18 protein-coding genes, 1 tRNA gene and 1 pseudogene are annotated in these 17,756 nt (G+C 66.9%); 12 read left to right on the forward strand and 8 right to left on the reverse strand.

Features of this window, described 5'->3' with window-relative positions; all coding sequences use genetic code 11:
* The first annotated feature begins 109 nt into the window (after nt 1-109).
* The 3 genes and pseudogenes from GEM_RS04700 to GEM_RS04710 form a co-directional block, all read left to right on the forward strand.
* Entirely contained in the window at nt 110-883 is a 774-nt protein-coding gene (locus GEM_RS04700; RefSeq protein WP_014896301.1) for an SDR family oxidoreductase, read from the forward strand.
* 174 nt (nt 884-1,057) lie between these two features.
* Nucleotides 1,058-1,987 (forward strand): LysR family transcriptional regulator, encoded by a 930-nt coding sequence (locus tag GEM_RS04705; RefSeq protein WP_014896302.1) that lies wholly within the window; start codon nt 1,058-1,060, stop codon nt 1,985-1,987.
* A gap of 73 nt (nt 1,988-2,060) precedes the next feature.
* A pseudogene (locus tag GEM_RS04710) lies at nt 2,061-2,462 on the forward strand (alpha/beta fold hydrolase); the annotation flags it as partial.
* Here GEM_RS04710 and GEM_RS31765 read toward each other — a convergent pair.
* From GEM_RS31765 to GEM_RS04725, 4 genes are all read right to left on the reverse strand, one after another.
* The gene (locus GEM_RS31765; protein ID WP_014896304.1) at nt 2,423-2,590 is read right to left on the reverse strand and encodes a hypothetical protein; all 168 of its coding nucleotides are present in this window, start codon (nt 2,588-2,590) and stop codon (nt 2,423-2,425) included. The pseudogene GEM_RS04710 and the gene GEM_RS31765 overlap by 40 nt on opposite strands.
* Nucleotides 2,591-2,740: 150 nt before the next feature.
* Nucleotides 2,741-2,825 (reverse strand) — tRNA-Leu (locus GEM_RS04715).
* Between the two features lie 95 nt (nt 2,826-2,920).
* Complete coding sequence (locus GEM_RS04720) at nt 2,921-4,078, reverse strand: ABC transporter substrate-binding protein (protein ID WP_014896305.1); 1,158 nt, start codon at nt 4,076-4,078, stop codon at nt 2,921-2,923.
* Nucleotides 4,079-4,142: 64 nt separating this feature from the next.
* Complete coding sequence (locus GEM_RS04725) at nt 4,143-5,084, reverse strand: CysB family HTH-type transcriptional regulator (RefSeq protein WP_014896306.1); 942 nt, start codon at nt 5,082-5,084, stop codon at nt 4,143-4,145.
* 216 nt (nt 5,085-5,300) lie between these two features.
* Here GEM_RS04725 and GEM_RS04730 point away from each other — a divergent pair, with 216 nt between their 5' ends.
* The 6 genes from GEM_RS04730 (at nt 5,301) to cobA (ending at nt 11,491) form a co-directional block, all read left to right on the forward strand.
* On the forward strand, nt 5,301-6,980 hold the full coding sequence (locus tag GEM_RS04730) for a nitrite/sulfite reductase (RefSeq protein WP_014896307.1): 1,680 nt from the start codon (nt 5,301-5,303) through the stop codon (nt 6,978-6,980).
* Between the two features lie 25 nt (nt 6,981-7,005).
* Nucleotides 7,006-7,548, forward strand: a complete 543-nt coding sequence (locus GEM_RS04735) for a DUF934 domain-containing protein (RefSeq protein WP_014896308.1) — start codon at nt 7,006-7,008, stop codon at nt 7,546-7,548.
* Nucleotides 7,545-8,294, forward strand: coding sequence for a phosphoadenylyl-sulfate reductase (locus tag GEM_RS04740; protein WP_014896309.1), 750 nt, complete (start codon nt 7,545-7,547; stop codon nt 8,292-8,294). Before GEM_RS04735 ends, GEM_RS04740 begins: the two co-directional genes overlap by 4 nt.
* 75 nt (nt 8,295-8,369) lie before the next feature.
* The gene (cysD, locus tag GEM_RS04745) at nt 8,370-9,332 is read left to right on the forward strand and encodes a sulfate adenylyltransferase subunit CysD (RefSeq protein ID WP_014896310.1); all 963 of its coding nucleotides are present in this window, start codon (nt 8,370-8,372) and stop codon (nt 9,330-9,332) included.
* Nucleotides 9,333-9,354: 22 nt separating this feature from the next.
* Entirely contained in the window at nt 9,355-10,671 is a 1,317-nt protein-coding gene (locus GEM_RS04750; protein WP_014896311.1) for a sulfate adenylyltransferase subunit 1, read from the forward strand.
* Nucleotides 10,672-10,741: 70 nt separating this feature from the next.
* Nucleotides 10,742-11,491: a uroporphyrinogen-III C-methyltransferase gene (cobA, locus tag GEM_RS04755; RefSeq protein WP_014896312.1), complete on the forward strand. Its 750-nt coding sequence runs from the start codon at nt 10,742-10,744 to the stop codon at nt 11,489-11,491.
* Nucleotides 11,492-11,612: 121 nt separating this feature from the next.
* Here cobA and GEM_RS04760 read toward each other — a convergent pair whose 3' ends face one another.
* From GEM_RS04760 to lptF, 3 genes are read right to left on the reverse strand one after another with little or no spacing between them, the layout of a single operon-like run.
* Nucleotides 11,613-11,996, reverse strand: a complete 384-nt coding sequence (locus GEM_RS04760; protein ID WP_014896313.1) for a sirohydrochlorin chelatase — start codon at nt 11,994-11,996, stop codon at nt 11,613-11,615.
* Between the two features lie 25 nt (nt 11,997-12,021).
* Complete coding sequence (lptG, locus tag GEM_RS04765) at nt 12,022-13,170, reverse strand: LPS export ABC transporter permease LptG (RefSeq protein WP_014896314.1); 1,149 nt, start codon at nt 13,168-13,170, stop codon at nt 12,022-12,024.
* 3 nt (nt 13,171-13,173) lie between these two features.
* Complete coding sequence (gene lptF / locus GEM_RS04770) at nt 13,174-14,265, reverse strand: LPS export ABC transporter permease LptF (protein ID WP_014896315.1); 1,092 nt, start codon at nt 14,263-14,265, stop codon at nt 13,174-13,176.
* 122 nt (nt 14,266-14,387) lie between these two features.
* On the opposite strand from lptF, the gene GEM_RS04775 reads away from it, so the two are divergent.
* Genes GEM_RS04775 through GEM_RS04785 form a run of 3 tightly spaced genes read left to right on the forward strand, consistent with a single transcriptional unit; the run spans nt 14,388 to nt 17,167 of the window.
* Nucleotides 14,388-15,899 (forward strand): leucyl aminopeptidase, encoded by a 1,512-nt coding sequence (locus GEM_RS04775; RefSeq protein ID WP_014896316.1) that lies wholly within the window; start codon nt 14,388-14,390, stop codon nt 15,897-15,899.
* 34 nt (nt 15,900-15,933) lie between these two features.
* Nucleotides 15,934-16,350 carry a DNA polymerase III subunit chi gene (locus tag GEM_RS04780; RefSeq protein ID WP_014896317.1) on the forward strand — a complete coding sequence of 139 codons (417 nt, stop codon included), beginning with the start codon at nt 15,934-15,936 and terminating at the stop codon, nt 16,348-16,350.
* Nucleotides 16,351-16,375: 25 nt separating this feature from the next.
* The gene (locus GEM_RS04785; protein ID WP_014896318.1) at nt 16,376-17,167 is read left to right on the forward strand and encodes a DUF2486 family protein; all 792 of its coding nucleotides are present in this window, start codon (nt 16,376-16,378) and stop codon (nt 17,165-17,167) included.
* Between the two features lie 151 nt (nt 17,168-17,318).
* Here the strand turns inward: GEM_RS04785 and GEM_RS04790 are convergent, their stop codons facing one another.
* Nucleotides 17,319-17,648: a c-type cytochrome gene (locus GEM_RS04790; RefSeq protein ID WP_014896319.1), complete on the reverse strand. Its 330-nt coding sequence runs from the start codon at nt 17,646-17,648 to the stop codon at nt 17,319-17,321.
* Nucleotides 17,649-17,756: the final 108 nt, after the last annotated feature.

The raw sequence follows: 17,756 nt of genomic DNA on the forward strand, positions 1-17,756 counted from the left end.
CGCTGAATTGGATCGCTTTTCTGGATAATCCATCCAGCCGCGCCCGGCTGACCCGCGCGCCGTGCGTGCCTACACTCCTAGCTTCATTCACCGCAAAAAGGAGTCAACCGTGGCCACTCATACGCTCGCAGACAAGGTCGTCCTGATCGCCGGCGGCGCCAAGAACCTCGGCGGCCTGATCGCCCGGGACCTGGCCGGCCACGGCGCGAAGGCGGTGGCGATTCACTACAACAGCGCGGCCTCGCAGGCGCAGGCCGAGGAGACGGCAGCCGCCGTGCGCGCGGCCGGTGCGCAAGCCGCGACGTTCCAGGCCGACCTGACAACGGCCGCCGCGGTCGAGCAGCTGTTCGACGACGCAAAGCAGCGCTTCGGCAAGATCGACATCGCGATCAACACCGTCGGCAAGGTGCTGAAGAAGCCGTTCACCGAAATCACCGAGGCCGAATACGACGAGATGTTCGCGGTCAACAGCAAGTCGGCGTTCTTCTTCATCAGGGAAGCGGGGCGGCACCTCGAGGATCACGGCAAGCTCGTCACGCTCGTGACGTCGCTGCTCGGTGCGTTCACGCCGTTCTATGCGGCTTACGAAGGGTCGAAGGCGCCGGTCGAGCACTTCACGCGCGCCGCATCGAAGGAATACGGCGCGCGCGGCATCTCGGTGACGGCGGTCGGGCCGGGTCCGATGGACACGCCGTTCTTCTACCCGGCCGAAGGCGCCGATGCGGTCGCGTATCACAAGACGGCGGCCGCGCTGTCGCCGTTCAGCAAGACCGGCCTCACCGATATCGAGGACGTCGTGCCGTTCATCCGCCATCTCGTGACCGACGGCTGGTGGATCACCGGCCAGACGATCCTGATCAACGGCGGCTATACGACCAAGTAACGGGCCGTGCCGGCGGTTGTCGCGGGCGCTCGGTGCACCGCAATGGACCGTTTGCATGGACAATGGACGGGCGCGCGGGCATGAAGCCGCGCGCCCGTTTTTCTGTGCCGCCGGAACCGGCCGCGACGCGCGGCACTTGCCGGTGACGGTCGTCCGAACCCATGTCTTCCGCCGATGGACAAGCTGGACCAGGTCAGAATCTTCCTCCAGGTTGCCGAGATGGGCAGCTTCATCAAGGCCGCGCGTGCGCTCGACGTGCCGCGCGCGACCGTGTCGGCGGCCGTCCAGCAACTCGAGACGGCGCTCGGCACGCGCCTTCTGCATCGCACGACGCGGCAGGTCCAGCTGACCGCCGATGGCGCGCTGTTGCTCGAGCGCGGCCGGCGCCTGCTTGCGGAAGCCGACGAGCTCGACCGGCTGTTCCGGCGCCGCGATCGCGACGTGATCGGGCGGTTGAACGTCGACGCGCCGAGCCGAATCGCACGCCGCATGATCGCGCCTGCGCTGCCGTCGCTGTTTCGCCGCTACCCGAAGCTGCAGCTGTCGCTCGGCTCGACGGACCGCTCGATCGACCTCGTGCAGGAAGGCGTCGACTGCGCGATCCGGGTCGGGCGGCTCGCGGACAGCAGCCTCGTCGTGCGGCCGCTCGGACAGTTCGCGCTGGTCAACTGCGCAAGCCCCGATTACCTGCGCGAATGCGGCGTACCCGAGCATCCGGACGCGCTCGCGCACGGACACTGGGCGATCGGCTATGCGTCGCCGACGACCGGCCGCGAGCTCGGCTGGGAATACTGTGCGGACGGCGGGCGGCACACGCTGACGCTGCCCAGTCGGGTGATCGTCAACAACGCAGAAACCTACATCGCGAGCTGCATTGCCGGGATGGGGCTGATCCAGATTCCGCGCTTCGACGTCATGCATCTGCTCGACAGCGGTGCGCTGGTCGAGGTGATGCCCGGCCATCGGGCTGCGCCGATGGACGTGTCGGCCGTGTATCCGCACCGCCGGCACCGGTCGAGACGGCTCAACGCGTTCATCGAGTGGTTCGGGGAGTTGATGGCGGATGCGCTGAACGATACGGGCACGAGCGGGCGCAGCGACTGAAAGCGGCGCCTTGCGCGCACGCTCGGGTCATCTGCTGTTCGCTGACTTCGACTTCGACTTCGACTTCGACTTCGACTTCGACACGGCCGCCACTGCGATTGACGGGCCGGACTGGGCCGAGGTGGTGCTGCACTCGTACCTTTATCGCTGGGGATTCGTCGACGGCGGTGCCGCATATGCGGAAGACACCGTGCAATTGACGCCCGCGCCCGTGCTGTCGGTGCCGACGCTCGTGTTGCACGGCGGCGCGGATACCTGCACCGCGCCGGAGACCTCCGCGGCACGCGAGCGGTTCTTCACCGGCTGCTACGAGCGTGTGCTGGACGGCGTCGGACACGTCCCGCAGCGCGAGGCGCCGGAAGCGATTGCGGATGCGGTTCTGCGAGCACGGCTGAACGCGCGGCGCGCTCGCCTGTGCGAAGTCGGTCGAACGGGTCACTCGGTCCGGTGCGGAATGTTGTCCGGGAACGGGTAGGGCGCATGCGGCCCCGGCCAGTCGGGCACGGGCGGTTCGCGCAGCAGGTCGCATCCGCCCAGCATGATCGACAGCAGCGCGGCAAGCATGCCGCGGCAGATCCGGCCGGAAATGACGCGCGTGGACATGGGCGGCCTCCGTGCTTGCGTGTCCTGATGCTTGGACCGCCGCGGGCGTGTGCGCGTTGCGTGTGCCATGCACGCGGGAAAAACAAAAAACCCGCGAAGCGGCTAGCTTGCGCGGGTTTCGACAGTGCAGCGCATGACGCTGCGAAATACTGGTGCCCAGGGCCGGAATCGAACCGGCACGCCTTGCGGCGGGGGATTTTGAGTCCCCTGCGTCTACCAATTTCACCACCTGGGCTTTGATCCTGGCCGCACATGCGATTGTGTGCGGCGAAACGCGGATTATGTCGGAAAACGGCGCACCGGGCAAGCTGCCCGGCAACCGACCTCGTGTTACTGGCTCAGATAGACGAACTGGCCGTGCTTCACGATCCCCATCACGCTCGCGCGTTGATCGAGCCCCACATGATCCTTGTCGCTGGCATTGACTACGCCGTTCGGCACGACGAGCTCGTGCGCGCGTTCGAGCTCGTGCCGCAGCGCCGCGCGGAACGCCGGCGTGCCGGGCTGCGCGGACTTCAGCGCGCGGCCGACCGCGTCGGCGAGGCGCGGGTACACGCCCGCCGCGTCGCCCGCGAACTGCGTGACCGTGCCGGCGCCGTATTGCGCTTCATACGCATCGACGAACGCGAGTGCGGCCTTGCGGGCCGGATGGTCGGCGGGCAGCGTGCGCGCGACGACGACCGGCTGGGTCGGGAACAGCGTCCCGTCAACGTCCTTGCCGCCGAGCTTGATGAATTCCGGCGTCGCGATGCCGTGCGTCTGGTAGATCGCGCCCTTGTAGCCGCGCTCGATCAGCGTGCGCTGGGGCAGCACGGCCGGCGTGCCGGAGCCCGCGATCAGGATCGCATCGGGCTTCGCCGCGATCAGCTTGAGCGCCTGGCCGGTCACGCTCGCGTCGGTGCGGTTGAAGCGCTCGGTCGCGATCACGCGGATCTTGCGTACCTCGGCGAAGCGCGTGAACTCGTTCAGCCAGCTGTCGCCGTAGCTGTCCGCGAAGCCGATGAAGCCGACCGTCTTCACGCCGTGGTTGGCCATGTAGCGCGTCATCACGTCGGCCATCGCGCGGTCGCTCTGCGCCATCTTGAACGCCCAGGTCCGCGCGCCGTCCTGCGGCTCGACGATTGCGCCGGAGCCGACCAGCGTGATCATCGGCGTCTGGGCAGTCGCCACCGCGTCGAGCGCCGCGAGTGCGGCGGGCGTGATGTTCGGCCCGACTACGACGTCGACGTGATCCTCGTCGACCAGCTTGCGGATGTTGCGCACGGCAGCGCCCGGGTCGGACCCGTCGTCGAGCACCGTCACCTGCACCGGCTGCCCGGCGATCGTCTTCGGCCACATCAGGATCGCGTTCTTGCTGGTGATGCCGATCGCGGCGGCCGGGCCGGTCGACGACAGGTCGACGCCGACCTTCAGGTCGGCATGCGCGGCCGAGCAGGCGAGCACGAGGGCGGCGCCGGCGGCGCGGCGCAACAGGGCGGGAAGCGTCATGCGGGAATCTCCGTCGGGCAAGAAAAAGGGGCGCGATGTGCGCCCCTGCGTTCATACATCTCGGTCAAAGCTCGTACGATTCGGATTCGCCCTTGAGCGCCTGTTCGATCAGCTTGCGGTTCAGCGTCGGCGACAGCAGCTCGACCAGCGTATACACATAGCTGCGCAGGTAGGCGCCCTGCTTGAGCGCGACGCGCGTCACGTTGCTGCCGAACAGGTGGCCGACCGGAATCAGCCGCAGGTTGCGGTCGCGCTCGGGGTTGAACGCGATGTCGGCCATGATCCCGACGCCGAGGCCGAGCTCGACATAGGTCTTGATCACGTCGGCGTCGATCGCCTCGAGCACGATGTCCGGCGACAGCCCGCGCAGCGCGAACGCATGGTTGATCTTCTTGCGGCCCGCGAACGCGTCGTCGTACGTGATTAGCGGGTACTGCGCGAGATCGTCCAGCGTGACCGGCTTGCGTTCGAGCAGCGGATGGTCGGCCGGCACCACGGCCGCGTGATGCCACTGGAAGCAGGGCAGCGACACGAGTTCCTTGTAGTCGGAGATCGCTTCGGTCGCGATCGCGAGATCAGCCTGGTCATGGATCACCATCTCGGCGACCTGCGTCGGGCTGCCCTGCAGGATCGACAGGTGCACCTTCGGGAAGCGCTTCTTGAACTCGGCGATCGCGGCCGGCAGCGAGTAGCGGGCCTGTGTGTGGGTTGCGGCGATCGTCAGGTTGCCCTGGTCCTGCGCTGCATAATCTTTTCCGACCCTTTTAAGGCTTTCAACTTCCTGCAGGATCCGCTCGACCGACGCGAGAATGATCCTGCCCGGCTCGGTGAGCGACCGCACGCGCTTGCCGTGCCGCGTGAAGATCTCCACGCCGAGCTCGTCCTCGAGCTCGATGATCGCCTTCGATACTCCCGGCTGCGACGTATACAGCGCCTTGGCGGCCTCGGTGAGGTTGAAATTCTGCCGGACGGCCTCGCGCACGAAGCGAAATTGGTGCAGGTTCATTTATAACCCTTCCGCATATCAACAGAATTTTTTAGTCGTTTGAAATATAAGGCGAGTTTATTACGATTCACCGGAGTTTTTCAAATATGGATATCTGTTTTCGTCATTAGCAATCCAGCCAGGCCGCGGAAGGCCGGCGGTGGCGGCGGAACGGAGATTCGGGCGCGACGTGGCTAGGACGTCGCGCGGTCACCACGAAAACCCTGGGGTCCCCGAATGTATCAGTACGACCAGTACGACCAGACGATCGTCGACGAGCGAGTCGCGCAGTACCGCGATCAGGTGCGCCGCCGCCTGTCGGGCGAGTTGAGCGAAGACGAGTTCCGTCCGCTGCGCCTGCAGAACGGCCTGTACATGCAGCGCCACGCGTACATGCACCGCATCGCGATTCCGTACGGCAACCTGCGCAGCGAGCAGCTCCGCATGCTGGCGCGCATCGCCCGCGAGCACGATCGCGGCTACGGCCACTTCTCGACCCGCTCGAACATCCAGTTCAACTGGGTCGAGCTGGAAGATACGCCCGAGATCCTCGCGAAGCTCGCGTCGGTGCAGATGCACGCGATCCAGACGTCGGGCAACTGCATCCGCAACATCACGGCCGACCAGTTCGCCGGCGTCGCACAGGACGAGGAAATCGATCCGCGTCCGTGGTCCGAGATCCTGCGCCAGTGGTCGACGTTCCATCCCGAATTCGCGTGGCTGCCGCGCAAGTTCAAGATTGCGGTGTCCGGCTCGAAGGACGACCGTGCGGCCGTGCAGATCCACGACCTCGGCGTCTACCTGAAGAAGAACGAGCAGGGCGAGGTGGTCGCGAGCATTCTCGCGGGCGGCGGCCTCGGCCGTACGCCGATCGTCGGCGCGGTGATCAAGGAAGACCTGCCGTGGCAGCACCTGATCACGTACTGCGAAGCCGTGCTGCGCGTGTACAACCGCTACGGCCGCCGCGACAACCTGTACAAGGCGCGGATCAAGATCCTCGTGAAGGCGCTGTCGCCCGCGAAGTTCGCGCAGCAGGTCGAGGAAGAGTGGCAGCATCTGAAGGACGGCCCGTCGACGCTCACGCAGGCCGAACTCGACCGCGTGTCGCAGTACTTCCAGCCGCCCGTCTACGAGAAGCTTGCCGACACCGACGCGTCGTTCGAACAGCACCTGCTCGAGAACAAGGCGTTCGCGCGCTGGGTCGAGCGCAACGTCGCGCCGCACAAGGTGCCGGGCTACGCCGCCGTCACGCTGTCGCTGAAGGACCACCGCGTGGCCCCGGGCGATGCGACCGACGCGCAGATGGACCTGGTGGCCGACTGGGCCGACGCGTACTCGTTCGGCGAACTGCGCGTGTCGCACGAGCAGAACCTGATTCTCGCGAACGTGAAGAAGCGCGACCTGTTCGCGGTGTGGGAAAAGGCCAAAGCGGCTGGTTTCGCGACGCCGAACATCGGCCTGCTGACCGACATCATCGCGTGCCCGGGCGGCGACTTCTGCTCGCTCGCGAACGCGAAGTCGATCCCGATCGCGCTGGCGATCCAGCAGCGTTTCGACGACCTGGACTACGTGTACGACCTCGGCGACCTGTCGCTGAACATTTCCGGTTGCATGAACTCGTGCGGTCATCATCACGTGGGTAACATCGGCATCCTCGGCGTCGACAAGGACGGTGCCGAGTGGTACCAGGTATCGCTCGGCGGCGAGCAGGGCACGGGCCACAACGGCGCGCGCCTCGGCCGCGTGATCGGGCCGTCGTTCTCCGCGGAAGAAGTGCCGGACGTGATCGCGAAGCTGATCGACACGTTCGTTGAGGCGCGCGTCGACGGCGAGCGCTTCATCGACACGTACGATCGCATCGGCATCGCTCCGTTCAAGGAGCGTGTGTATGCGGCGCGCCAGGCAGTGAACGCGTAACCAACCGGGTAGAAGGAATTTGCAGATGGCTTCGATTATCAAGAACCGCGCAGTGATCGACGACGCATGGCAGGTCGTGCGCGCGGCGGAAGACGGTGCGCTGCCCGCGGTCGACGCATTGCCGGCCGGCAAGGTGCTGGTGCCGTTCGCGCTGTGGCAGGCGGAGCGAGCGGCGCTCGTCGCCGCGAAGACGAAGGACGAACTCGGCGTGTGGCTGGCGCCGGACAGCGAGCCGGCCGATCTCGTGGCCGACTTCGGCGCGATCTCGCTGATCGCCGTCGACTTCCCGCGCTTCGCGGACGGCCGCGGCTACAGCATCGGCCGACTGCTGCGGGAGCGCCACGGCTGGACGGGCGAGCTGCGCGCGATCGGCGACGTGCTGCGCGACCAGCTGCTGTACATGTCGCGTTGCGGCTTCGACGCGTTCGCGGTGCGTGCCGACAAGGACATCCACGACGCGCTGAATGCGTGGGGCGAATTCACGCAGCGTTACCAGGGCGCGTTCGACGAGCCGGCGCCGCTGTTTCGCCGCCGCGCTGCCGCGGCCGACGTCAAGGTGAGCGCATGAGCACCGCGACCGCCACCGTGCTGACGCCGGAACTCGCCGCGAAGGTCGAGCGCCTCGACGCGCTGCTCGCGCAGATCGGCGCGCGCCACGAGAAGGTGAAGTTCGCGAGCAGCCTCGCCGCGGAAGACATGCTGCTCACGCACGCGATCCTGTCGAAGGGCGTGTCGATCGGCATCTTCTCGCTGAACACCGGCCGCCTGCACGCGGAAACGCTGGGCATGATCGACCGTGTGCGCGAGCGCTACGGCTACGAGATCGAGCAGTTTCACCCGCAGCAGGACGCGGTCGACCAGTACGTCGCCGAGCACGGCCTGAACGCTTTCTACGAAAGCGTCGAGCTGCGCAAGTCGTGCTGCCACATCCGCAAGGTCGAGCCGCTGAACCGCGCGCTGGCCGACGTCGGCGCGTGGGTTACGGGCCAGCGCCGCGAGCAGTCGGTCACGCGTGCGGAGCTGCACGAGGAAGAACAGGACGAAGCGCGCGGGATCGCGAAGTACAACCCGCTCGCCGACTGGACGGAAGCCGACGTGTGGGCGTACCTGAAGGCGTTCGACGTGCCGGTCAACCCGCTGCATGCGCGCGGTTACCCGAGCATCGGTTGCGAACCCTGTACGCGTGCGATCCGTCCCGGCGAGGACAGCCGTGCGGGTCGCTGGTGGTGGGAGTCGCGCGACACGAAGGAATGCGGGCTGCACATCACGATCACGCCGATTCCCGCGACCGCCGATGCCGGCGCCGCGCACTGAAAGCCGACAAGAAACCGAATATTGCGCCGCCTGCGACAGCGGGCGGCACGAACCCAGAAGAGAAGGACTGAAATCATGAGCACGACGCTCGAGCAATCCGCCTTTGCCCCGCCCACCGGTGCCGACGACCGCATGGGCCACCTCGACTGGCTCGAAGCCGAGTCGATCCACATCCTGCGCGAGCTGGTCGCCGAGTGCAGCAAGCCGGCGCTGTTGTTCTCGGGCGGCAAGGATTCGGTCGTCGTGCTGCACCTCGCGCTGAAGGCATTCGGCCTCGGCGCGAACCGCAAGACGACGCTGCCGTTCCCGCTCGTGCACATCGACACGGGTCACAACTACGAGGAAGTGATCGACTTCCGCGATCGCCGTGCGCAAGAGCTCGGCGCCGAGCTGGTGGTCGGCCACGTCGAGGATTCGATCAAGCGCGGCACCGTCGTGCTGCGCCGCGAAACCGATTCGCGCAACGCCGCGCAGGCCGTCACGCTGCTCGAGACCATCGAACAGCACGGCTACACGGCGCTGATCGGCGGCGCGCGCCGCGACGAAGAGAAGGCGCGTGCGAAGGAACGGATCTTCTCGTTCCGCGACGAATTCGGCCAGTGGGATCCGAAGGCGCAGCGCCCGGAACTGTGGAGCCTGTACAACGCCCGCCTGCACAAGGGCGAGCACCTGCGCGTGTTCCCGATCTCGAACTGGACCGAACTCGACGTGTGGCAGTACATCGCGCGCGAGAACCTCGAACTGCCGTCGATCTACTACGCGCACGAGCGCGAGATCGTGCGCCGCAACGGGCTGCTCGTGCCGGTCACGCCGCTCACGCCGATGCGTGACGGCGAGTCGAGCGAGATCGCCCAGGTGCGCTTCCGCACGGTCGGCGACATCAGCTGCACGTGCCCGGTCGAGAGCGATGCGGACGACGTCGAGAAGATCATCGCCGAGACGGCGGTGACCGAGATCACCGAGCGCGGCGCGACCCGGATGGACGACCAGGCGTCCGAGGCCGCGATGGAACAGCGCAAGAAGCAAGGTTATTTCTGAAGCACACGAGGACATTCACATCATGAGCATCATCGAGAACAACGAAGACCTCGGCGTGCTGCGCTTCATCACCGCAGGCAGCGTCGACGACGGCAAGAGCACGCTGATCGGCCGCCTGCTGTACGACAGCAAGGCCGTACTGTCCGACCAGCTTTCCGCGTTGTCGCGCGCGAAGAACAAGCGCACGGTCGGCGACGAGCTCGACCTCGCGCTGCTGACGGACGGGCTCGAGGCCGAGCGTGAGCAGGGCATCACGATCGACGTTGCATACCGCTACTTCGCGACCGCGAAGCGCAAGTTCATCATCGCCGATACGCCGGGCCACGAGCAGTACACGCGCAACATGGTGACGGGCGCGTCGACGGCACACGCGGCGATCGTCCTGATCGACGCGACGCGCATCACGGTCGAGAACGGCCTCGTGCAGCTCCTGCCGCAGACCAAGCGCCACAGCGCGATCGTCAAGCTGCTCGGCCTGCAGCACGTGATCGTCGCGATCAACAAGATGGACCTCGTCGACTACAGCGAAGCGCGCTTCAACGAGATCCGCGACGCGTACGTCGCGCTCGCGAAGCAGCTCGGCCTGACCGACGTGCGTTTCGTGCCGGTGTCGGCGCTGAAGGGCGACAACATCGTCGGCGCGAGCGAGCGCATGCCGTGGTACGCGGGCGAACCGCTGCTCGACGTGCTCGAATCGCTGCCGGTCGAGACGCAGGCGCATGACGCGCTGCGTTTCCCGGTGCAGTGGGTCGCACGCCAGGACGGCAGCTCGGCCGACGATTTCCGCGGCTACATGGGCCGGATCGAGTCGGGCGAGGTGAAGGTCGGCGACGAAATCGTCGTGCTGCCGTCGAACCGCACCGCGACGATCGCCGAGATCGTCGCGCCGGTGCCGGGCGGCACCGCGTCCGTCGCGCATGCATTCGCGGGCCAGACGGTGACGATTCGCCTGGCGGAAGATGTCGACGTGTCGCGTGGCGACATGTTCGTCACGACCGCCGAGCCGGTCGAGCCGGCGAAGAAGCTCGAGGCCGACCTGTGCTGGTTCGACGAGACGCCGCTGTCGCCGCAGCGCAAGTACCTGCTGAAGCAGACCACCAGCACGGTGTTCGCGAAGATCGGCGCGGTCAAGCAAGTGCTCGACGTGCATACGCTGTCGCACGCGACCGACCGTCAGGAACTGAAGATGAACGACATCGGCCGCGTCGCGCTGACGCTGCAGAAGCCGATCGTCTGCGACACGTACGATGCGCATCCGGGCACGGGTGCGTTCGTGCTGATCGACGAGGCGACGCACCACACGGTCGCCGCCGGCATGATCCGGGCGTTCTCGGCCTAACCGGCGCTGCGCGCCGCCTCGCGGCGGCGCGGGCGGCCGCCGCCGTAGCAGGACTAGCGAAGCGACAAACATGGGCAAGGTGTATCTGATCGGAGCAGGGCCGGGCGCCGCGGACCTCATCACGGTGCGTGGCGCGCGGCTGCTCGAGCAAGCCGACGTCGTGCTGCACGACGCGCTCGTCGAGCCCGCGATGCTCGACTACGCGCCGAACGCGCGGAAGATCGCGGTCGGCAAGCGCTGCGGGCAGCGCTCGACCGCGCAGCACTTCATCAACAAGCAGATCGTCGACGCGGCGCGCGAGCATGCGTGCGTCGTGCGGCTGAAGGGCGGCGACCCGATGCTGTTCGGTCGCGCGGAAGAGGAAATGCGCGCGCTCGAGGCGGCCGGCATCGACTACGAGGTCGTGCCGGGGATCACCGCGGCGCTGGCCGGCGCGGCAACGCTGAAGCGCTCGCTGACGCTGCGCGGCGTGTCGCGCAGTGTCGCGTTCGCGACGCACAGCCGTGCCGCGGGCAGCGACGAGATTCGCGAAGCGGCACGCGCCGATTCGATCGTCTACTACATGGGCCGCGACAGCGCGCCCGGCATCGCGCAGGAACTGATCGACGCGGGCCGTGCGCCCGCGACGCCGGTGGCGATCGTCGAGGCCTGCAGCACCGCGCGCGAGCGCACGCTCACGCTGACGCTCGCGCAGATGGCGGCGGGTGACGCGCAGGCTTGGCTCGATCCCGCGGAACCGAGCTTGCTGATGATCGGCGATGCATTCGCCGAACGGACGCGGCGCGCGAAAGACGGCGGTGCGTTGCAGGATGCCGCTTGAGGCTTGAGTCGACGTAGCGACAGGTGCGGCAAGCGATGCATCGAGTGCCGCCGGTCTGCGGGCGAAAAAAAAGCGCTGGCTTCGCAAGCCGGCGCTTTTTTCTTTGGGCTCGCCGATTCGCTTACGCGCCGCGGCCGTCCTGGTCGATGCAGTAGCGTGCGATCGCATCGAGCACGCCGTCGTCTTCCCCGACGGCCGTCGCGCAACGGATCTCGACGCCCGGATGCACGGCGCGGCACGCATCGACGAGTTGCGGCAGGTCGCGACGGACATGGCCGCCCTGGCCGAAGAATACCGGTACCACGGTGATGCGCGTGCAGCCGGCCGCGACCTGCGCGGCGACGGCCGTGTCGAGCGACGGCGTCATCAGTTCGAGGAACGCGAGCGACACATGCGGCGCGGACGCGCCGGCACCGCGCAGCCGCGCGGCCAGCCGCTCGAACGGCTCGGCCCAGCGCGGATCGCGTGCGCCGTGGCCGAACAGGACGATGCCGTGCGAACTCATGTCGAAGCCTCCGTCGTGACGGCGCTCAGTGCCGGTCGACCCACTTGAGCGCGAACAGGCCGAGCGCGAGATAGATCAGGCCCGGCGTCGCCGCGGTCAGCGGCGCGGGCCACGTGTTCAGCGTGCCGATGTGCGAGAACAGCGTGTTGAGCAGTTGGAAGCTCATGCCGAGCATGATGCCGCCGAACACCTTCACGCCGACCACGCCGGCGCGCGTATGCAGGTAGGCGAACGGCAGCGACAGCACCAGCATCACGAACACTGCGAACGGGTAGATCAGCTTGCGCCACAGCGCGATGTCGTAGCGTTGCGTGTCCTGCTGGTTCTCGTGCAAGTGCTGGATGTAGCGGAACAGGTTGATGATCGACATCCGTTCCGGCGACACGAGCAGCACCGACAGGATCTGCGGTGTCAGGTCCGAGCGCAGCCGGTATTCGGGCAGCGTCACCTGCTGCGACCGGTATACGGGGTTCAGCGCGTCGGCCGGCTGGCCGCTGATCGGCTTGATCGGCGTCAGTTCGGTCTCCGTGACACCCTTGAGCAGCCAGTGGCCCGGCGGCTCGTAGCTGCCCGTCTGGGCGATCCGCACGTTCTGCAGCTGGAATTTCGAATCGAATTCGTAGATGCGCACATTGCTGATCGTCGAATCGGGCGACAGGCTGCCGACGTTCACGAAGCGCGTGACCTGCTCGCCGTTCTCGCGGGCCGCGAGCGTGTCCTTCACCCACACGCCCGACTGGAAGTTCGACGACACCGACGCGCCGAGCGCCTGCAGCCGCACGCGTTCGGACAGCTGGTCGGCGTACGGGCCGACGAACTCGCCGATCAGGTAGGTGATGATCACGAGCGGAATGCCGATCTTCAGCAGCGAGCGCAGCGCCTGGTTGGTCGCGAGGCCCGACACGCGGAAGATCGTGAATTCCGAGTTCGCGGCCATCTGCGCGAACACGTAGATCGCGCTGATCAGCGCGGCGACCGGGATGATCTCGTAGAAGCGCGACGGCGTCTGCAGCGCGACGCGCAGCACCGCGTAGCCGAACTTGTAGTTGCCGTGCCCGACCGAGTTCAGTTCGCTGATCAGGTCGAAGAAGAAGAACAGGCCCGAGAACGCGAACAGGATGAAGACGAACGTGACGTAGATCTGCCGCGCGAAGTATTTTTCATAGAGCCGCATCGATCATGCTCCCGAGCGGCCGAACAGCGCGCGTGTAAACAGCGGACGATTGCGCACGCGCAACCAGAAGATGAACGCGACGATCACCGCGACGACCGCGTGCAGGCCGACGAGGCCGACGCCGAACGACATCTTGCCCTGTTCGATCTGCGCCTGGACGACGTTCAGCAGGTTCGAGTAAGTGAGGTAGATCAGTACGGCCATCACGAGGTTGATCGTGCGGCTGCGGCGCGGGTTCTGGTACGACAACGGGATGCCGAGCACCAGCAGGTTGATCGCGATCAGCGGCAGCCCCGCGCGCCATGCGAATTCCGCGAGGTTGTCACGCGTCGGGTTGCGCAGCAGCTCCGGTGTTGGCGTGCTGTTGGTGGTCGGCACGTTGGTGACCGGGGTGCTCGTGATCTTCACGCCGTAGCGCTGGAACTCCATGATCTTGAAGTTCGGCTGGCCAGGCGTGCCGTCGTAGCGGCGGCCGTCTTCCAGCACGACGAAACGGTCGCCGTCACGGGTTTCCGTATGGCCCGTGTGCGACACGACGACATTCACCTTGCCGTTTTCGGTCGACGTGACGAACACGTTCTGCACCTTGCTCTGGTCCGGCGACATCTTCTCGATGAAGAACACGCGATGGTTCGTGGCCGATTCGCGGAACTGGCCGGGCGCGAGCAGCGAGATCTCGTCGCGCTGCTGGAAGCGCGCCTTGATCATCTTGCTCTGCTGGTTCGACCACGGCCAGCCGACGAACGCGAAGAACGCGATCAGCAGGACGATCGGCGTGGCGAACACGCCGATCGGCTTGATCAGGCGCGTGAGGCTCACGCCCGACGCGAGCCAGACGACCATTTCGGAGTCCCGGTACCACCGGGTCAGCACGAACAGGATCGACACGAATAGCGTGACGACGAGCATCACGGCGAGATAGCCGATGACGGTCAGGCCGATCAGCACGAGCACGTCCCGCGGATCGATTTCGCCGGACGCGGCATAGCCGACGATGCGGATCATCATCGTCGTGAGCATGATCGTGAGCAGCACCATGAACACGGCGCCAGCCGTATACGCAAGCTCGCGCTGGAGGGAGCGTTCGAAGATCATTCTTGATGAGAAGAGGGCGGGAGGCTGCGCACGCGTGGTGGAGCGCTCGCGCCGCCAGGGGAAAAATAGCGGATAATTGCGGCTTTCATCCTTAGCCCAGATTTTATCCGAGGACAAGCGCGATGGACTTTAGCATAAAAGGCTGTGATTGGAGCAAAGGCGAGGCCAAGGGGTTCCTGACCGGGAAGTCCGACTGCATCGTGCTCGGCATTTTCGAGGCGCAGACCCTCTCGGGCGCGGCGCTCGACATCGACACGGCCACCAAGGGACTGATCTCGCGCGTGGTGAAGGCCGGCGACATGGACGGCAAGCGCGGCAAGACCCTGTTCCTGCACGAAGTATCGGGCATCGGCGCGTCGCGCGTGCTGCTCGTCGGCCTCGGCAAGCAGGATGCTTTCAATCAGAAAGCCTACAACGACGCAGTGACGGCCGCGTGGCGCGCACTGCTGGCGACCAAGGTCGTCCAGGTCACGTTCTCGCTCGCGCAACTGCCGGTCGACGAGCGCGGCTCCGACTGGGGCGTGCGCGCGGCGATTCTCGCGCTGCGCAACGAGACGTACCGCTTCACGCAGATGAAGAGCAAGCCGGAGCCGGCGTCGCATACGCTCAAGCGCGTCGTGTTCAGCGTCGATCCGTCCGACGAAAAGGCGGCGAAGCTGGCGATCAAGCAGGCTGTCGCGCTGGCGAACGGGATGGACCTGACCCGCGACCTCGGCAACCTGCCGGGTAACGTGTGCACGCCGACCTATCTCGGCAACACCGCGAAGCAGATCGCGAAGGATTGGGGCCTGAAGGCCGAGGTGCTCGGCCTGAAGCAGATCCAGGCGCTCAAGATGGGGTCGTTCCTGTCGGTCGCGCGTGCGTCGGTCGAGCCGCCGCAGTTCATCGTGCTGCACTACCAGGGCGCCGCCGCGAAGGCCGCGCCGGTCGTGCTGGTCGGCAAGGGCATCACGTTCGACACGGGCGGTATCTCGCTGAAGCCGGGCGAGGGCATGGACGAGATGAAGTACGACATGTGCGGCGCGGGTTCGGTGCTCGGCACGATGCGTGCAGTTGCCGAAATGGGCCTGAAGATCAACGTCGTCGCGATCGTGCCGACCTGCGAGAACATGCCGGGCGGCAACGCGACGAAGCCGGGCGACATCGTCACCAGCATGAAGGGGCTGACGATCGAGGTGCTGAACACCGACGCCGAGGGCCGCCTGATCCTGTGCGACGCGCTGACCTACGCGGAGCGCTTCAAGCCAGCCGCGGTGATCGACGTCGCGACGCTGACGGGTGCGTGCGTGATCGCGCTCGGCGGCCACAACAGCGGCCTGTTCTCGAAGGACGATGCGCTCGCGGGCGAACTGCTCGACGCCTCGCGCGAAGCGAACGACCCGGCATGGCGCATGCCGCTCGACGACGAGTACCAGGATCAGCTGAAGTCGAATTTCGCGGACATCGCGAACATCGGCGGGCGTCCGGCCGGCGCCGTGACGGCTGCGTGCTTCCTCTCGCGCTTCACCGAAAACTATCCGTGGGCGCACCTGGACATCGCCGGTACCGCATGGAAGGGTGGTGCCGCGAAGGGCGCGACCGGCCGTCCGGTGCCGCTGCTCGCGCAGTTCCTGATCGACCGCGCCGGCCAGTGATGGCGGGTCTCACGACGATGCGGGTACGCGAGCAATGACGCGAATCGATTTCCATTCGAACGTCGGCGATTCGCTCGCGTACGCGTGCCGGCTGCTGCGCAAGGCCTACCTGGCCGGGCAGCCGGTCGTCGTGCTCGCGGAACCCGCGCGCTTGCGCGCACTCGACGAGCAGCTCTGGACGTTTTCGCCGCTCGATTTCATCCCGCATTGCGGCGTCGACAGCGCGCACGCGGCCGGCACGCCGATCGTGCTGACCGCCGACCTCGACCAGGCGCCGCATCATCACGTGCTGCTGAACCTCGGCGCGGCCGTGCCCGCGCAGTTCGCCCGCTTCGAGCGCCTGCTCGAAGTGGTCGGCAATGCGCCGGACGAGCTGGCCGCGGGCCGCGACCGCTACCGCTTCTACCGCGATCGCGGATACGCGCTGAACAACTACAAGCAGGGCAGCTGACCGAAACCGTCGACGGAGCGTTGCCGTGACACAAGCCGAATCATCCTCGATCCCGACGCTGACCGACGTGCTGGTGCCGGGCAAGCCGGTGCCGCCGCGTTCGTCCGCGACCGATGCGTCGCCGCGCGACGATGCCGCCGTTCCGGTGCTGACCGAGGTGGTCGCGCCGGATCACGCAGCCACTGCAACCGTCCCGTTGCAACACACGGGAGCCGACCCCGAATCCGTGGTGGTCGAACCGGTGCCGACACCTGACGTCCCGGCCGTCGAGCTGCCCGGCGATGCGGGCGCGACGGGCGATAGCGACGCACCGGCCGCATCCGGTGCCGCCGAGTACGTCGTCACCGAGGAATCGGCTGCGATGCATGCGCCGCTGCGGTCGGCGCTCGCTGCCGACGATGCTCGACAGCCCGCTTTCGCCGCGGCACCGCGCGAGCCGGCCGTCCATGCCGACGACGCGGTGCTGCCGCAGGCGGTCCTGCCGGCCGCTGCCGGGCTGGCTGCAGCCGCGTGGCTGCCGGACCGCGCTCCCGACGCGTCGCAACCACCGGATCCGCATGTGGCCGCCGCGCTGACACCGGAGGACGCGCAGCATATCGCCGAGCGTCTGCGCAATCGGCTGACGAATTATCTGAGCGGGGACGGGCGCGAGGCCATCGAGGCCCGCTGCCGCGACGCGCTGCACGACCATACGGCCTGGCTGGTCGGCCAGATCACGCGCGAAGTCGCGCTGGCGCTCGAAACGGAAGTGATGGATTGGGTTCGCGACGCGGTCGACGAAGAGATCGCCCGCCGCCGGACCGGTCATTCAGGCTGAACGGACGGTCGTTTCGTGCGCCGGGGCCGCGGGCGCGGTTCCGGTCGTCGTCGACGAGATCACCGGCCCCACCGGCCCGTTGGCAGCGCGGGGCAACAGGGCGGGCGAAAGCGCACCGCACACGGCGCGTGCGCGCGCCGGATCACCCGGCTCAATGCAGCGACAGCACCCATTGCGCGAGCGTGTGCGCTTCGGCGCTCGTCAGCTGCGTATTCGCGGGCATCGGCACGCCGCCCCACACACCGACACTACCCTTCACGATCGACTGAGCAAGGTAATCGACGGCGTCGGTGCGCGCCGCATACTTGCCGGCGATGTCGTGGAACGACGGGCCCATCAGCGGCTTGCTGACCGCATGGCAGGCCATGCAGTTCTTGCGCTGCGCGAGCGCGAGCCCGTCGCCGGCCTGGTCGGCGTGCGCCGCCGCGGCGCTGCCGGTCAGCAGCGTCACGAACAGCGCGCGCAATATCGTCTGTTTCATGCGGTTCTCCGCCGGCGGGGATGGCCGGCTTCACGGTTCGCGCATTATAAAAGCAAAGCAAAAGCACGTTTTGCGCGTTTCCCGGTCGGCCGTCTGCAATCGGGGCGC

The sequence above is a fragment of the Burkholderia cepacia GG4 genome (assembly GCF_000292915.1).
Lineage (GTDB): Bacteria > Pseudomonadota > Gammaproteobacteria > Burkholderiales > Burkholderiaceae > Burkholderia > Burkholderia cepacia_D.

Coding starts and splice junctions, on each gene's coding strand:
- GEM_RS04705 (WP_014896302.1), top strand. CDS start 1,058: ATGGACAAGCTGGACCAGGTCAGAATCTTCCTCCAGGTTGCCGAGATG.
- GEM_RS31765 (WP_014896304.1), bottom strand. CDS start 2,590: ATGTCCACGCGCGTCATTTCCGGCCGGATCTGCCGCGGCATGCTTGCC.
- GEM_RS04720 (WP_014896305.1), bottom strand. CDS start 4,078: ATGACGCTTCCCGCCCTGTTGCGCCGCGCCGCCGGCGCCGCCCTCGTG.
- GEM_RS04725 (WP_014896306.1), bottom strand. CDS start 5,084: ATGAACCTGCACCAATTTCGCTTCGTGCGCGAGGCCGTCCGGCAGAAT.
- GEM_RS04730 (WP_014896307.1), top strand. CDS start 5,301: ATGTATCAGTACGACCAGTACGACCAGACGATCGTCGACGAGCGAGTC.
- GEM_RS04735 (WP_014896308.1), top strand. CDS start 7,006: ATGGCTTCGATTATCAAGAACCGCGCAGTGATCGACGACGCATGGCAG.
- GEM_RS04740 (WP_014896309.1), top strand. CDS start 7,545: ATGAGCACCGCGACCGCCACCGTGCTGACGCCGGAACTCGCCGCGAAG.
- cysD (WP_014896310.1), top strand. CDS start 8,370: ATGAGCACGACGCTCGAGCAATCCGCCTTTGCCCCGCCCACCGGTGCC.
- GEM_RS04750 (WP_014896311.1), top strand. CDS start 9,355: ATGAGCATCATCGAGAACAACGAAGACCTCGGCGTGCTGCGCTTCATC.
- cobA (WP_014896312.1), top strand. CDS start 10,742: ATGGGCAAGGTGTATCTGATCGGAGCAGGGCCGGGCGCCGCGGACCTC.
- GEM_RS04760 (WP_014896313.1), bottom strand. CDS start 11,996: ATGAGTTCGCACGGCATCGTCCTGTTCGGCCACGGCGCACGCGATCCG.
- lptG (WP_014896314.1), bottom strand. CDS start 13,170: ATGCGGCTCTATGAAAAATACTTCGCGCGGCAGATCTACGTCACGTTC.
- lptF (WP_014896315.1), bottom strand. CDS start 14,265: ATGATCTTCGAACGCTCCCTCCAGCGCGAGCTTGCGTATACGGCTGGC.
- GEM_RS04775 (WP_014896316.1), top strand. CDS start 14,388: ATGGACTTTAGCATAAAAGGCTGTGATTGGAGCAAAGGCGAGGCCAAG.
- GEM_RS04780 (WP_014896317.1), top strand. CDS start 15,934: ATGACGCGAATCGATTTCCATTCGAACGTCGGCGATTCGCTCGCGTAC.
- GEM_RS04790 (WP_014896319.1), bottom strand. CDS start 17,648: ATGAAACAGACGATATTGCGCGCGCTGTTCGTGACGCTGCTGACCGGC.